Annotated in this window: 13 protein-coding genes; 12 read left to right on the plus strand and 1 reads right to left on the minus strand. The window is 39.6% G+C overall.

The genetic code is table 11. The annotated features are described in order from the left end of the window. Position 1 precedes the first annotated feature (1 nt). From I7804_RS07915 to I7804_RS07950, 8 genes are all read left to right on the plus strand, one after another. Positions 2–664 (plus strand): HD domain-containing protein, encoded by a 663-nt coding sequence (locus tag I7804_RS07915; RefSeq protein WP_248405833.1) that lies wholly within the window; start codon positions 2–4, stop codon positions 662–664. Between the two features lie 69 nt (positions 665–733). Then, entirely contained in the window at positions 734–1,588 is an 855-nt protein-coding gene (gene folP / locus I7804_RS07920; RefSeq protein ID WP_248405834.1) for a dihydropteroate synthase, read from the plus strand. Continuing rightward, positions 1,569–2,396 (plus strand): 2-amino-4-hydroxy-6-hydroxymethyldihydropteridine diphosphokinase, encoded by an 828-nt coding sequence (gene folK, locus I7804_RS07925; RefSeq protein ID WP_248405835.1) that lies wholly within the window; start codon positions 1,569–1,571, stop codon positions 2,394–2,396. Before folP ends, folK begins: the two co-directional genes overlap by 20 nt. Before the next feature lie 51 nt (positions 2,397–2,447). Then, positions 2,448–2,795 (plus strand): DUF5071 domain-containing protein, encoded by a 348-nt coding sequence (locus tag I7804_RS07930; protein WP_248405836.1) that lies wholly within the window; start codon positions 2,448–2,450, stop codon positions 2,793–2,795. Between the two features lie 88 nt (positions 2,796–2,883). After that, entirely contained in the window at positions 2,884–4,266 is a 1,383-nt protein-coding gene (locus I7804_RS07935) for a TrpB-like pyridoxal phosphate-dependent enzyme (RefSeq protein ID WP_022755132.1), read from the plus strand. Between the two features lie 334 nt (positions 4,267–4,600). Beyond that, positions 4,601–6,385 (plus strand): histidine kinase dimerization/phospho-acceptor domain-containing protein, encoded by a 1,785-nt coding sequence (locus tag I7804_RS07940; RefSeq protein WP_248405837.1) that lies wholly within the window; start codon positions 4,601–4,603, stop codon positions 6,383–6,385. Then, complete coding sequence (locus I7804_RS07945) at positions 6,386–8,119, plus strand: HD domain-containing phosphohydrolase (RefSeq protein WP_248405838.1); 1,734 nt, start codon at positions 6,386–6,388, stop codon at positions 8,117–8,119. Between the two features lie 262 nt (positions 8,120–8,381). Then, positions 8,382–10,904 (plus strand): glycoside hydrolase family 3 protein, encoded by a 2,523-nt coding sequence (locus I7804_RS07950; RefSeq protein ID WP_248405840.1) that lies wholly within the window; start codon positions 8,382–8,384, stop codon positions 10,902–10,904. A gap of 232 nt (positions 10,905–11,136) precedes the next feature. On the opposite strand, the gene I7804_RS07955 is transcribed toward I7804_RS07950, so the two are convergent. Next, on the minus strand, positions 11,137–11,826 hold the full coding sequence (locus I7804_RS07955) for a putative ABC transporter permease (protein ID WP_248405842.1): 690 nt from the start codon (positions 11,824–11,826) through the stop codon (positions 11,137–11,139). A 523-nt stretch (positions 11,827–12,349) separates the two neighbouring features. Here I7804_RS07955 and I7804_RS07960 point away from each other — a divergent pair. From I7804_RS07960 to I7804_RS07975, 4 genes are all read left to right on the plus strand, one after another. Then, positions 12,350–13,393, plus strand: a complete 1,044-nt coding sequence (locus I7804_RS07960; protein WP_022755754.1) for an ABC transporter ATP-binding protein — start codon at positions 12,350–12,352, stop codon at positions 13,391–13,393. Positions 13,394–13,541: 148 nt separating this feature from the next. Further along, positions 13,542–14,414, plus strand: a complete 873-nt coding sequence (locus I7804_RS07965; protein WP_248405852.1) for a carbohydrate ABC transporter permease — start codon at positions 13,542–13,544, stop codon at positions 14,412–14,414. A gap of 13 nt (positions 14,415–14,427) precedes the next feature. After that, positions 14,428–15,291 (plus strand): carbohydrate ABC transporter permease, encoded by an 864-nt coding sequence (locus I7804_RS07970; protein ID WP_022755752.1) that lies wholly within the window; start codon positions 14,428–14,430, stop codon positions 15,289–15,291. Between the two features lie 162 nt (positions 15,292–15,453). Then, positions 15,454–16,788 carry an ABC transporter substrate-binding protein gene (locus I7804_RS07975; protein ID WP_022755751.1) on the plus strand — a complete coding sequence of 445 codons (1,335 nt, stop codon included), beginning with the start codon at positions 15,454–15,456 and terminating at the stop codon, positions 16,786–16,788. The last annotated feature ends 8 nt before the right edge of the window (positions 16,789–16,796 follow it).

The raw sequence follows: 16,796 nt of genomic DNA on the forward strand, positions 1-16,796 counted from the left end.
TATGAATCATATTGATAACAAAAATTATACTAAAAAAATAAATAATATAAAATCAGTAAATAATAATGAAGCAATAAATAATACTGGAAAAATAGATTATTTAGAAAAAATAAATCATATAGAACATATTTCCATATGCCAGCTGATATATGATCATCCGCTTTATCAAAATGAGCTTGCTAAGATTGCCGGATATGAATCAGACAGGATCTTTTGCAGGCACACCTTTGAACATTTTATGGATGTTGCGAGGATAGCTTATATCATGAATTTAGAGAAGGAATATAAGCTTTCTAAGGAGATTATCTATGCAGCAGCGCTGCTTCATGATATAGGAAGAGCAAGACAGTACGAAGATGGAACACCTCATGACAAGGCAGGAGCAGAAATCGCAGACAAGATCCTTTCTGATTGCGGATTTAGTGATGATGAAAAGAACATGATTGTAGCTGCTATAATAAGCCATCGCGGTAGCGCACATGAAGGCGATATCTATAAAAGCGATAAGGACGCAGAGCATATAGAGCATACAGAGTATACTCGAAATATACTTTCAGCTATCATCTACAAAGCTGATAAATTATCTCGCCAGTGCTTCAAGTGCAACGCTCAAAAAGAGTGTAACTGGAGCATGGAGAAGCGTAATCTTGAGATTAATATATGATGATGTAGAAAAAACTTATAATCCCAACTTGGACAGACATGACTACGACCAGAAAGGTTTGATGACAAAATGAAGATAGGTAACAGAGAATTTGATGTTAATAGTGCTGATCATAAGTGTTATATAATGGGTATACTTAATGTAACACCTGACTCTTTTTCCGACGGAGGTAAGTGGAATACTCTAGGCAAAGCCAGAGACCACGTTGCCGGAATGATAGAAGAGGGCGCCGACATAATAGATGTAGGCGGCGAGTCCACAAGACCCGGGCATGAGCAGATATCTATAGAAGAGGAGATAGAGAGAGTCACTCCTTATATAGAGATGATAAAGAAGGAATTCGACATACCGGTTTCTATTGACAGCTATAAGGCAGATGTTATTGAAGCGGCTCTAAAAAGCGGAGCCGATCTTGTTAATGATGTATGGGGCTTTAGGTACGAGAAGTTCTATGAAGGCTGCGAAGAAATACCAAGGATCGCTCAGATCACCAAAAAGTATGACGTACCTGTATGTCTGATGCATAACAGACCCGATAGAGACTATACTGATTATATAGAAGATGTTATTGCTGACCTGCAAGATTCTGTAGATATAGCACTTAGTGTAGGCATTGATAAGGACAAGATCATCGTAGATCCGGGTATTGGCTTTGCCAAAGATCTTGAACAGAACCTTATACTCACAAACAGGCTTCAGGAGCTTGGAAGACTTGGATATCCTATACTTCTTGCAACATCCCGTAAGTCCATGATAGGTCTGTCACTTGACCTTCCATCTGATGAGAGAGTAGAAGGAACTATTGCAACTTCCGTGTTAGGAGTTATGAAGGGCGCTTCTTTTGTAAGAGTGCATGATGTTAAAGAGAACAAAAGAGCTATAGAAATGACGAGGGCAATTTTAAATGAGCAAAAGTGTTTATGATAAGATCACAATAAAGGGACTTGAGGTATTCGCTAATCACGGCGTATATCCTGAAGAGAACAGGCTGGGGCAGAAGTTTGTAGTTAATGCGGTATTGTATGTTGATACAAGAGCTGCAGGATTATCTGATGATCTTGACTTGTCTGTTAATTATGGAACAGTATGCCATCAGATAACAGATTTCCTTACAGCCAATACCTATAAGCTTATAGAAAGGGTTGCAGAAGAGCTTGCAAGACATATCCTTATTAACAATCCGCTGGTTCATGAGATAGATGTAGAGATAGAAAAGCCCGGAGCTCCTATAGGACTTCCGCTTGAGACAGTAAGTGTTAAGATTCACAGAGGCTGGCATGACGTAGCTATAGCACTTGGAAGTAATATGGGTGATAGCAAAAAGTTCCTTGATGAAGCTGTAGAGAAGGTTGGACAGCTTCCGGATACCAAGGTCATCAAAGTAGCAACTTATATTACGACTAAGCCATACGGCGGAGTAGAGCAGGATGACTTCCTTAACAGTGCCATGACCATAAGAACTATGCTGACACCAACAGAGCTTCTGGACAGGCTCCATGATATTGAGAGAGAAGCCGGACGTGAGAGGATCATCCGCTGGGGACCAAGAACCCTTGATCTTGATATACTTCTATACGATGATCTTGTTATGGATACCGAGGATCTGACTATACCTCATATCGAGATGCATCTTAGAGACTTTGTCTTAAAGCCTCTTGCTGAGATAGCACCCTGGCTTCGTCACCCTGTATATGGCAAGACTGTTGCACAGATGCTGAGCGAGCTTAAGTAGTGAACAATAGAGCAGTGGAGACCGCATATAACACCCGAAAGGATTTTATTTATGAATAGTTTTATGCCTGCAGATGAATCTTTTAATGGAGATATGGAATTTGCAGATCTAATGTCAGATCCGGATGCGCAGCTTCTAATAGCTCAGATCATGGACTGGACACAAGATCCAAATTGGCCTGACACTACAAGAATATTAGAGATATTACATCAGCACGAACAGATCCTGATACCATACATCAGAGATGTACTAAAAAATCAGGACCCGGAATGGAAGGAATGGATCCTTACATATCTCGTTGCATATTTTCCGGATGAATATCTAGCAAAGCTGCAAGAAGAATTAAAGCTAGTCATGAACACAGATATGTATGATAAAGACTATAAAAATATTCCTTAGTACTTTACTTGAGCGCTTTCACGTGGTATTGTGATAAAGTAATTGTCAAAATAGGATTTTATGTGTTCTAAATAGAGAGGAGAGCAGTATGAAAACTGAACAAGATAAGAACATCCCTTATAAGACATACCTTGATGAAAGCGAACTTCCCAAGAGCTGGTACAACGTACGTGCGGATATGAAGAATAAGCCCGCACCGCTTCTTAATCCTGCAACACATGAAGTTATGAAAGCTGAAGACCTGGCTCCTGTTTTTTGTGATGAGCTTATCAAGCAGGAACTTGATAATGATACAGCTTATTTTGATATTCCTTCAGAGATTCTTGATTTTTACAAGATGTATCGTCCGTCACCACTTATAAGAGCATATTTCCTTGAAGAGAAGTTACAGACTCCGGCTAAGATATATTACAAATTTGAAGGCAATAATACTTCCGGATCACATAAACTTAACTCTGCTATTGCTCAGGCATATTATGCCAAGAAGCAGGGGCTTAAAGGTGTTACCACAGAAACAGGTGCAGGTCAGTGGGGAACAGCACTTTCTATGGCTTGTTCTTATTTTGATCTTGACTGTAAGGTTTACATGGTCAAGGTTTCTTATGAACAGAAGCCTTTCCGCCGTGAAGTCATGAGGACATACGGCGCCAGTGTAACACCTTCACCTTCTATGGAGACAGAGATCGGCAAGAAGATCCTTGCTGCTCACCCGGGGACTACAGGAAGCCTTGGATGTGCCATCTCTGAAGCTGTTGAAAAGGCTACGTCAACGCCTGGATATCGCTATGTACTTGGAAGCGTACTCAATCAGGTACTTCTCCATCAGTCGGTAATAGGACTTGAGACCAAAGCTGCCCTTGATAAGCTTGGTGTCAAAGCTGATATCATAATAGGATGCGCAGGTGGTGGATCAAACCTCGGCGGTCTTATCTCTCCTTTCATGGGTGAAAAGCTACGAGGAGAAGCTGATTACAGGATTATTGCTGTTGAGCCCGCAAGCTGTCCTTCACTTACAAGAGGCAAGTATGCATATGACTTCTGTGATACCGGAATGGTATGCCCTCTTGCTAAGATGTATACACTTGGACATGACTATATCCCTGCTCCTAACCATGCAGGTGGTCTCCGCTATCATGGTATGAGTTCAACATTGTCTCAGCTTTATGACGATGGTCTTATGGAGGCTGTATCTGTTCCTCAGACCAAAGTATTTGAAGCTGCAGAAGAGTTTGCAAGAGTAGAGGGTATCCTCCCTGCTCCTGAAAGTTCACATGCTATAAGAGTTGCTATAGATGAAGCTTTAAAATGTAAGGAAACAGGCGAAGAGAAGACTATCGTATTCGGACTTACAGGAACAGGATATTTTGATATGGTAGCTTATGAGAAATTCCATGATGGTCTTATGGAAGATTACATTCCTACTGATGCCGAGCTTAACGAGTCTTTTGCCAAGCTCCCTAAGATGGACTAAAAGCTTATTTGAGCATATGTTGTCTTTTTGCGAAAAAACACGAAATAATAATAATTCCTTGTTTGTATACTAATAATGAATTATTATGTTGTTATGATTATATCAATATGTAATAAGCTCTCCGCTTCTTAATAGGCGGAGAGCTTGTTGTGGGTATAAGCGCTTTATATAGGGGAAAGTGTGACCCAAATGGGTGAGGTAAAGGATGAGTGTTGGGTTCAAAAAACGCATACGCACAGCACTGATAGCGATCTTTATGCTATTGGTTTTATGCATGACAATTCAATATTTTAGTATTACTGCTTTTAATTCGACCAAGCATACTTTTAGTAGTATGGATAAAGGGATGAGTGATGAGATGTCTGATGAGACTTCAATGGACATCCATTATAGAGGAAATAATACTTCTACATGGATCAAAAGGGACATGGATATCTATGGGATAATATCGGATGTCCGTGTATACAATGGATCTTCTAGTGTTATAAGCTCATGGACGCTCAGAGTTAATATCAAAGGGCCATGTTATATTAATCAGTTCTGGAATGGTGATGTAGAGATACACCAGCATGTGGGCAGGGATGATGAAGTAATCCAGACTTTGAATCTTGCCAATTATGACGAGAAGGAGATCAAACTTGATTATATTATCAATGAGTCTGATCTATTGATTCCACTTGATGAAGGTGATTATTTTGTCTACTATCCTGAGGAAAGTATGCGTGAGATGCCTATAAAATCAGGGGATGAGACAGTAGTTGGCTTTATCATGTACTATGATGATAATATTGATCTTTCAGATTACACCTTTTATTACTATTTCAGTAGAAGTTATTTTGAAGGTCCTGTTTTCCTTATTATCTGTCTTCTTCTTGTATGGGAGTTCTTTGCATTTGGAATGTATCTTACAGCCATGTATGTATATAGAAAGGCTGACAGGGAGATGGAACTTCGTAAGTCCGGCCTTTCGAGCATGTCAGGACTTTATACTATCATTTATATAGTAGATCTTATTGAGGATAAGATCATACCTGTAAGTTACCCTGAAGGGCTTGATAAGATCCGTCCCAGAAACCTTGGCGCCAATGATCAGTTCAAGAATCTCTACAAGCTGGATGCTGTTGAGTCTTACATAGAACCTTTGATGGAATTTGGCAATCTTAAAACCCTCCCCAAAAGGATGGAAAACAGAAACAGTATATCAATTGAATATGTAAGTAAAAGGTTTGGCTGGAGCAGAATCAGATTTATCAATATGGATACAGGTTCTGACAGGCCTGTAGAAAAGGTTCTATTCACGATAGAACAGATTAATGAAGAGAAAAAAGAGATAGACAGGATCTTAAGTCAGGTCGAGCAGGCTGAGTCTAAGAGCCGTGTAAAGAGCGCTTTTCTTGCCGGTATATCAAGAGAGATCAGAACACCTATAACCGTGATGCTCAAACTTACAGATCTTATTGTGAATCGCAGTAATGATGATCTTATCAGATCATATGCCAAATCTGTTATAAGCTCCGGCAAAGTCCTTATGGCAGAAGTTAACAGCGTTATAGATTATTCAAATCTTGAAGCCGGTGAACTTGAACTTACCCCGGCAGATTATTCATTAAGAGGATTTCTTGATGAGATGTATGAGCTGATAATGCCGAGGATCAAATATAAAGGAATAGAATTCCAGGTAGATATAACTGATACTATTCCTGATAAGATGCATGGCGACAGCGTCAGACTTATGCAGATACTGATCACACTTATAATGTATACCTTAAGTCGTAATAAAACAGGCGGTATCAGACTTGGTATATTTGGTAAAGTTACAGATGAAAGAAAAGTTCATCTGCTAATATCGGTCAAGGAGATAGAGTCTTCGCGTAGAATTGATGAAAAAACAAGGTCTTATCAGAAGTACATGCAATCTGAAGGTGGACTTCCTCCTGAAAAAGAAAATGAAATAAGTATAGATCTTGTACAAGGCCTCTTGCAGGCTATGGGAGCTATTCTTAATGTTTCAGATACATATGGAGATGGTAATGACTATTACTTTGAGATCGATCAGGAGATAGTCGAAAGAAGCCCTATTGGACAATACAGCCTTAGAGAAAGTGAGATAACCTGGTAAATGATTACTTCCTTTTTTGGTATACTTCTGGTAATATCTGTGCTTGTAATACTATACATGGCACAGAAAAACTATGAAAACATTGATATCTACTACTGGACTCTGGTAATCCTGGTTCCTGTTGTGGTTCTTGGATACTGGCTTAAGACTAGAGTTACAACAGTAGAAGGGGCCAAGCTGTGCTTTTGTTTTATCTATATCGACAGTACAGTTTTACTTACTGCAGTGATCTTTAATATCATGCGTTTTATGGGAATCGCAGTTAAATCCTGGATCAAGCTTGTAGCTTATATAGTCGGCTTTGTGCATTTGTTCATTATATGGCTTTGTTTTGATAACGATCTGTATTATAAGAATGTGACGCTGATAGATACAGGACTTGGTACTGCTACTAAGATGGTTAATGGTCCTTTGAAGATTGTTCACTGGATTTATTTGATCCTTGTTCTTGGCATTATTATTGCCCTTATGATAATGGCTATTGTGAGAAAAGGAACTTATTCCAGAAGGACACTGACCCTCTATTCACTTCTTACAGGAGTTGGAATTCTTGTATATATTATTGAGTCAATTCTTGATGTTGATTTTTCTAACCTTCCGGCTCTTTATGTTACGGCAGATATACTTATTGCACTTAATTATGATCACGCGCATACACATGATATAGCATGTCTTATCTCTGAACAGCAGAAATATCACGGGACTAAGGGCTATGTTGCGTTTGATCTTGACAGGAACTTTCTTAGCTGTAATTCTAAAATCTATGATTTTGTTCCGGAATTAAAAAAGCAGGTAGTTGATGAAAATCTTCCGCCTGATAGTGAACTTCGAAGCATTTTTTACAGTCTTATAGATGATTACAGAAGAGATTTCAAAAATGTTAAAAAATTCGACCATGACGGCAGGATATGTCAGTGTGAGATTTCTGAGTTTTCTATAAGAAAAGACGGAAAAGTGCAGGGATATCTTTTTGATATAGATGATGTTACAGAAGAAGAAAAGGTTCTTCAGGTCATGAAGGACTATAACACGACACTTAACAAGGAAGTTAAGATTAAGACTGAAAGTATCAAGAATATTCAGGAAAAAGTAGTCCTTGGCCTTGCTAATATGGTCGAGAACCGAGACAACAATACCGGAGGTCATGTTAAGAGAACCAGTGATCTTATCAAGATAGTTGTTAATGAAGCCAAAAGGCAGGGTGTATACAGTATATCCGAACAGTATGCGGAAGATATAGTAAGAGCTGCACCTATGCATGATATAGGCAAGATCACTATTGAGAATTCTATTCTATGTAAACCCGGGGATCTTACCAAAGAAGAGTTTAATATCATGAAGACGCATTCTGTTAAGAGTGGCGAATTCGTTAACCTTATCTTAAAGGGCGTAGAAGAGAAGCATTTTGTGGACGTTGCATACAATGTAGCCAGGTATCATCATGAAAGGTGGGACGGAAGAGGCTATCCGGAAGGCCTTGTAGGCGAGATGATACCTCTGGAAGCAAGGCTTATGGCTATAGCAGATGTATATGATGCTCTTGTAAGTCAGCGTTATTACAAAAAGGCTCTCAAGTACGAAGAAGCTGCCAAGATCATGGTTGAAGGCATGGGAAGTCAGTTTGATCCCAATATGTTGAGCGTTTTCCTTGGTTGCAGGCATGAACTTGAAGAATACTATATGGATATTCAGGAAGATCTCGATGCCCACGATGAGAAGCTTCTGATTAGCTAAGTGTGTTATTGCGATATATCTGCAATGTGGCATTTGGATATTAATAACAGGCAGGTTCAGAGAGGATTATCTGATACCTGTTCATACGAAAAAGCATGTTAGCTGTTTATGGCTATACATGCTTTTTTATTGTTTGAGATAAAAATATAATTTCCCCCTTTTATTTATAGAACATGTGTGAGATAATCTTAATAGCAATAACGGGACACGTGTACCGTTATAAAAACAGGATATTATTTTTTATGCAGGAGGTTACTTCAATATGGGGAAGTTTTATGCACTTACATCTGATGAAGTTACATCATTAGAAAAGGAGAATCAGGCTCTTGTCAGATCACTTGCCGGAGAATGCATGGTTGTTTTGGAAAACGATGGTGCACTACCGCTTGGTAAAGAGGAAAGAACCATAGTTTTATATGGTAGCGGTGCAAGAAATACAGTAAAAGGCGGCACCGGATCAGGAGATGTTAACTCAAGAGAGGTTATTAATATCTATGAAGGTCTTAAAGCTGAAGGCTTTAATATCCTTTCTGATGACTGGCTTGACAGATATGATAAAACTCTTGAAGATGCTACAAATGCGTACATGGCGGATATTAATGAAAAGGCAGCCAAACAGCATGTTCCGCCTATCATGATAATGTTCTCTACACCTTTTGTAGCTCCGGATGAAGAGTTGATAACACAGGTCAAAGATGCTGATATCGCTATATATGTCATAAGCCGTAATTCCGGAGAAGGTGCTGACAGATATGATGTCAAGAAGGATTATGAGCTTGATGATAATGAGGTCAAGAATATACAGTTTCTTGCAGCAAATTATAAAAAGACCATCGTACTGTTAAATACAGGTGGTGTTATAGATACTAAGGTTCTGAGAAATACTGATGGAATAAATGCAGTGATGATCGCAGGCCAGATGGGTAATATCGGCGGCAATATCGTCAGCGATGTTCTTACAGGTAAGTCGATTCCTTCCGGAAAGCTTACAGATACATGGGCTGAGAATTATAGCGATTATCCATCATCAGCTACTTTCAGCCATAATAATGGCAATATAGATGATGAATATTATACAGAAGGTATATATGTTGGCTACAGATATTTTGATACTTTTGGTATAAAGCCCGCTTATTCATTTGGTTATGGTAAGGGCTATACTGATTTTGTTTATGAAGTTGATGATGTAATTGCTAATGAGAAGAAGGTATATGTATCTGTAACAGTTACTAATACCGGATCAAAGTATGCAGGACGTGAAGTTATCCAGGTTTATGTAACTTCTCCTGAAGGCGGTATCGATAAGCCTTTCAAGGAACTTAGAGGATTTGCTAAGACAAGTCTTCTTGGACCTTCACAAAAGGAAACTGTAACTATAACTTTTGATACAGCCAGCATGGCTTCTTATGATATAAACAGAGCTTCTTATGTACTTGAAAAGGGACAGTACATCATAAGAGTCGGCAACAGCTGTGATAATACAAGACCTGCAGCAGTTCTTACTCTTGATAGAGACGTTGTGACAGTTAAGTGCAGGAATCTTTTTGGACTTGATGAAGCTGTAGAAGAGATAAAGGCTCCAAAGAGGGAGAAAGAAGACATAAGTGGTCTTAAGGAGATCGCATTAGACAGCTCAAAGTTTACAACATCCGTGATCGAGTATCAGATTGACAGACCTGTTCTTGAAGATAAACGCAGCGGCGAAAAGCTTACAATGGATGATGTAAAATCAGGCAATGCTACCTTGAAGGAACTTGTAGCGCAGCTGACGCTTGAAGAGATGGCAAATCTCTGCGTAGGACTCTTTGATCATAGTGCAAGTAATGTAGTAGGTTCTGCATCAGGATCTGTCGTAGGCGCAGCAGGAGAGACTATAGGAATACCTGACAGGAAGATCATACCTACAGTTAATGCTGATGGACCTGCAGGACTTAGACTACAGCCTCACTTTAAGACAACTGCTGATGGTCAGGTTCTGCCAGGCGGAGAAGTTTTTGGAATGTCCCGTAACCCGTTCCCTGATGATACACCAGCTGATGCTATCGATTATTATCAGTACTGCACAGCAATTCCGATTGCATCTACTCTTGCACAGTCATGGGATATGGAACTTATAGAGAAGATGGGTCATATTGTAGGTATAGAGATGCAGCAGTTCCATGTGCATCTGTGGCTTGCTCCCGGTATGAATATCCACAGGAATCCTCTTTGCGGACGTAACTTCGAGTATTATTCTGAAGATCCGCTTATTGCAGGATCATGTGCAGCAGCTGATACTAAGGGTGTTCAGAGCTTTGCCGGTCAGGGAACTACTATAAAGCACTTTGCAGCTAACTCTCAGGAAGACAACCGTATGTACAATAATGCACATATTTCCGAAAGAACCCTCCGCGAGATCTATCTCAAGGGATTTGAGATTGCTGTTAAGGATTCACAGCCCCTGTCTGTCATGACATCCTATAACCTTATAAATGGTATACATTCTGCCAACAGCAAAGACCTCCTTCAGGGAGCACTTCGTGACGAGTGGGGATTTAAGGGCTTTGTAATGACAGACTGGTTCTCAAGTCAGGATGCAAGATCTATAGGACTTGCTCCTGCCAATGTTAAGTATGACTGTGCATCAAGCCCTGATTGTATCAAGGCCGGCAATGATGTTCAGATGCCGGGAAGTAAGCAGAATGTTGACGATATTATAAAGGGCGTAGAAGATGGCAGGATCACTCTTGGAGATGTACAGTTCTGCGCACTGAACATACTTGGCGTTGTAGCCAAATGCGAATAATAAAGAGCTGATCAGTATAGCAGTATAAAATGTATACTTTTTGACACTGAGTACAAAAAAGGCATCCGGATTCAGAGCATAACTCTGAACTTCGGATGCCTATTATTAGTGTACTTTACATCGCTTCTTTATGATAAATCAGCACACCTGATACAGTTTCAGATGTCTTTTTCATCAGTCTGTGTATCAACTGATTCAAGCGGATATCCTACAGATATTTTCAATATTCTTATTATTTTTCTTTGTTTTCAGAAGTGAAGCTGTAGATATTTTTGATAAGATAAGTCTGTTTGGGGCTTAGCTTAGGAACTCTTTTCATGACAGCTTCTTTTATGGCATTGCCACCGTGCTCTTCAATGTATCTGCCGGCAGCATTCTTGCGTTCTATAGCTTCGTGCTCGATATCTTCCATGAGTTTATTAAGATCGGTTATGTTATTGATGGAAAGAAATGTATCACCTCCGAGGAAGCCTGCAAGGAAAATAGCGATCACTGTTGCAGGTTCTGAAGGTATTGAGTCTACAAAGTTGATTATAGGAATAATAGCACCCGGAAGTAATATAACTCCGGCCAGTCCAAAAGCTATGGAACAGGACAAGCATATCCTTCCGTGAATGTTTAGCGGTATTGTAGAATAGTCCCACCATCTTGCGCCAAAGAATTTCTCTAATACAAATGATGTCAGGTATTCGAGAATGGCAGAACTTATCATACATACAAAGAAAAGTTTAAATGGACTACCAATAAATGGCCCAAACAAGGCTGCTGCGATATTGGCGCCAAATCCGTATATGGGACACAATGGGCCATACAGAAAGCCTCTGTTATCGAATTTGCCGGATAAGACTGTATACAGAACTGATTCCCATAGCCATCCGCAGAAGCCGAATATTACAAATTTAATTACAAATGCTGCAAACATAATGTTACTCCCTCATCAAAACGTGATAAAAATATACCGCTGTATATTATACATGATAAACAGATTAAAAAAATAGTATATATCTAATCTGTAAGTCAGGTATTATATTATAGGTAATAGAAAATGGTTAATTTGCCCTTTAAAAGTGCTTTAGACACATACATCATAATATATATCGGGAGTATGTGTTATTTTTCTGATAAAACGTAAAAAATAGCAGATGAAATGAACTGTTTTCCTGAAAACTGCCGGTCTGATATACTGTAATGGTCAAAAAGAACTTTCAACATCTGTCTCATAATGTCCTTATAAATTGTAAGGATTATAAGTGGCAAGTACACTGCACCGTGATAGCGCAGCACTGTAACAGAGCGAAAAAACGTTAATTTACATATAAAAACGTGCATCATAATTGTAAAATATGCTGAAAATGGATACTAGATATTGAAAATAGGTACCCATTAATATAATAATTAATAGCTCTGAATATAAATAAGCAATAAATGCAGGGGAGATATACTCAATGAATATCAGAATAGAGAACCTTACTAAGGCTTACGGCGATTTCAAAGCTGTAGACAACATGAATCTGACGGTAGGAGACGGACAGCTTGTCGGACTTCTTGGACCATCAGGTTGTGGCAAGTCTACAACTCTTTTTATGTTAGCAGGTCTTACACAGGCTACTACAGGTCGAATTTTCTTTGGCGATAAGGAAGTAACAAAAGTTGCTCCTGAAGATCGTGGAATCGGTCTTGTATTCCAGAACTACGCCTTATATCCACATATGACAGTTGAAGACAATATCATGTTTCCTTTGATCAACCGTAAGGTTAACAAGCAGGAAGCTAGAAAGATGGCTTATGAGATGGCTGAGCTTGTACAGATTGAAAAGCTCTTAAAGCGTAAACCAAGTGAACTTTCCGGTGGTCAGCAGCAGCGTGTTGCTATTGCCAGAGCTCTTGTTAAAAAGCCTGAAGTACTTCTTCTTGATGAGCCTTTATCAAACCTTGATGCAAAGCTTCGTGTAGAGACAAGAGAAGAGATAAGACGTATTCAGCAGGAAGTTGGTATTACAACTATCTTCGTTACACATGATCAGGAAGAGGCTATGAGTATCTCTGATCAGATCGCTGTTATGAAGACTGGTGTTGTTCAGCAGTTTGATGTACCTCAGAATATGTATCTTAATCCTTGCAACAGATTTGTTGCTACATTCCTTGGAACACCTGAGATCAATATCATCGATGTAGAAGTTTCAGGCGGAGCTATAAGGTGCGGCGATGTAGTACTTAGAACAGGTGTTGATGTTAAGAACGGAACATATAAGGCAGGTATCCGTCCTGAGTCATTCACTCACAGAGGAGACGATCACAAGTACAGCGTTAATTCAGTTCGTATGATCGGTAGAGACCTTCTTCTTCATCTTGATATGGCAGGAGGAGATGTTCGCGCTATTACTCATTCAGGTCAGTCCATTTCCGCTGGTGATACAGTTGAGTTCTCAATAAGAGAATCTTCAATCATCTTGTTTGGATCAGATGATAAGGTTATAGGTAAATTCTGATTATAATATTTTGAATCTGTGACTTATTGATCTGCGAGTCAATGAGTCACCACTTCAAAAAGTGAAATAAACAAGAAGCTGACATGTGCGTCTATGAATAAGATCATGAGCTTGTCAGTACATTCGTATCCGGATTGGGAGATCATTTATGGAAAAGAAAAGTATGAAGGGTTGGCTTTATCTGTTGCCGGCTTTAATTATAATTACAGTGTTTACACTGTATCCTCTTGTAAAGGCATTTAGCATGAGTATCATGCTTAATTATGACATGGTACACAATACCTTTACAGGGTATGGCTTTGATGCTTATCAGAAGGTTCTTACTGATAAGACATTTCACAAGGCTTTGCTTAATACAACTATCTATTCTATTGTAGTTGTTCCTTGTTCTATTATTCTTTCACTTTTAATTGCAGCCATGATCAATGGCACTAAGAAGACCAAAGGTCTTTTTCAGACTATATATTTCCTTCCTTACGTTACCAGTGTTATCGCTATCGGTATTGTATGGAGCTGGATCTATAACAGTAGATATGGTCTTTTGAACAGCATCATGGGATTTTTTGGAATGGAGCCTATTCAGTGGCTCAACAAGCCGAAGTATGCACTTCCTGCACTTATCATTTTTGCAGTATGGAAGAGTATGGCTTTCAATATCATGGTATTCCTTGCAGGTCTTCAGACTATTCCAAAAGATGTATATGATGCAGCCAAGGTTGACTCAACTCCAAGATGGAGAGTATTCCTTCGTATCACAGTTCCGGGTATTGCACCTATGATCGTTTATTCCTACATCATGGGAATAATCAGTGCATTTAAGGTATACAACGAGGTATATTCACTTTATGGTGGCAAGGCAGGTCCTGCTAACAGCGCTATTACAGTCGTTTATTATATCTGGCAGAAGTTCTATCAGAGCTTCAAATATGATGAAGCAGCCGCTGCAGCAGTTATTCTGTTCTTTATCATTTTGGCATTTACAATGGTTCAGAAACTTGTTCGCAAATTGATGAGTCGATAAAAGGGGCATTACTATGAAATCAACTAAAATTTCCAATATTATTTTGGATATACTTAAATTTGCAATTCTTATATTGGGTGCAGCTATTACTGTGATGCCTTTTATCTGGATGATATTGTCTTCACTTAAGACTGCATCAGAGATCACTGCGATCCCGCCTACATTTTTCCCTAAGGAATTTCGTTGGGAGAATTATAAGGAAGCCTGGAGCAGAGCTCCTTTCCTTAGATATTTCGTTAATACTATCATAGTTGCTGTATGTAGTACTATTGGTGTTCTTATCACCACAGTTCTTTCAGCATTTGCTTTTTCAAGACTTAACTTCCCGGGCAAGAAGGTCATCTTCTCTGTTCTTATGGCTACACTTATGATCCCCGGAGAGATGCTTGTTATCACTAACTACATCACTGTTTTCCACATGAAGCTTGAGATCGGCGGTGTCAGGATCATGGGTATTGATTCTTACGGCGCTCTGATACTTCCGTGGATTGCGAGTGTTTTCTATATTTATCTCCTGACTCAGTTCTTCATGCAGGTTCCGGATGCCATATATCTGGCTGCTAAGGTCGATAAATGTTCCGACTGGAAGTTCATGTGGAAGATAATGCTTCCTATGAACAAACAGGCTGTTGTTACTATTGGTATACTTAATTTTATTAGCAGCTGGAATGCATTCATGTGGCCACTGCTTGTAACAAATGATCCAAGCATGAGAGTATTGTCCAACGGACTTACTCAGTTCCAGTCTGAAGCAGGTTCTGATTATCAGCTTATCATGGCTGCTTCATGTATTCTGGTTATGCCTATCATCATCATCTACCTGTTCCTTAGAAAGTACATCATCGAAGGTGTTACAAGATCAGGTCTTAAGGGATAAGCATTTAAACAGATAATTTAGATAATATATTCAAGACATAATAAAACAGTTTGTCATCTATCATTGATCAGTCGTATGATTGAAGGGGTAGTAAATTGCCTTATGGCAAGTTAACTATACTAGTGCTTACCGTTTATACGGTACAAAAGGAGGATACGTATTATGAAGAAGAAAATGGTTGCAACATTGCTTACAGCAGTGATGGCAGCAGGAGCTCTTGCAGGCTGTGCTCAGAAGGTAGATCCTAATGCAGATACAGCAGCTTCTAAAGACGAGGCTACACAGGAGACAACTAAGGAAGAGACAACACAGGATGGTACTACAACAGAGCAGGCAACTTCTGAAGAGAAGACAATCGAGCCTTGCGAGATCGAGTTCTGGCACGGAATGTCCAACACACAGGAAGAGGTTCTTACTCAGCTTACTAACGATTTCAATTCTAACAATGAGTATGGAATCACTGTTACACTTGTAAACCAGGGTTCATATGGCGATCTTTCACAGAAGCTTCAGGCAGCTGCAGCAGCTGACGGACTTCCGGATATGGCTCAGGCTTATAACAACTGGCTCAATCCTTACATTGATAAGGTTGTAGATCTTACTAATTTCGTAGAAACAGATTTCGATAACTATGACGATATTGTCGAGGCTTATCGTAATGAGTGCAGCGAGTTTGGTTTCATCCACGCTCTTCCTTTCAATAAGTCTACATACGTAATGTTCTATAACAAGACAGTTCTTGATGAACTTGGATTCGAAGCTCCTAAGACATGGGATGACCTTACAACAATTGGTAAGGCTTATGTTGAAAAGTATGGCAACCCGGCATGGGGTGTTGATGACCTTGCAGGTTTCGTAGAGGCTTCTCTTCGTCAGAACGGTGAGGGTTATGTTGATGAGACAGGTGCTCTTTTCAATACAGACGGTGGTCTTGAGACTATGACATACATCATGGACCTTTACAACAACGGATATGCTCGTCTTGTTGGTGAAGACAAGTACTTCTCAAACGTTCTTTCTGCACAGTCTATGCTTGGTTATATCGGATCTTCAACAGGTGCTTCATACATCACAGTTGATGGTTGGGAGATGGGTGTATGCCCTGTTCCTTCAAACAAGGAAAGCGCTGCTTACTGCGCAGGTACAAACCTTGTAATGTTCACACAGGATGCTAACAAGCAGCTTGCAGCTTGGGAGTACATGAAGTGGCTCACATCTGAAGAAGCTACTGTAACATGGGCTACAGGAACAGGTTACCTTCCTGTAAGAACATCTGCTTATGAGTCTGCTGATTATCAGAACTTCATGGCTTCTGATGTAACAGCTACAGCAGCTTACGAGCAGTCTGATGCTTTCTTCACATCTCTTGCATCTTATGATGCTTCTAACGATGTAAGAACAGCTGTTGCTGCTAAGATGGAAGAGCTCATTCTTGATGAGACAGCTCCTCAGGATGCTCTTGATGCTCTTGTAGAAGAGATCAACGCTCAGTTCTGATATAGTAT

The organism is Butyrivibrio fibrisolvens (assembly GCF_023206215.1).
Classification (GTDB): Bacteria; Bacillota; Clostridia; order Lachnospirales; family Lachnospiraceae; genus Butyrivibrio; species Butyrivibrio fibrisolvens_C.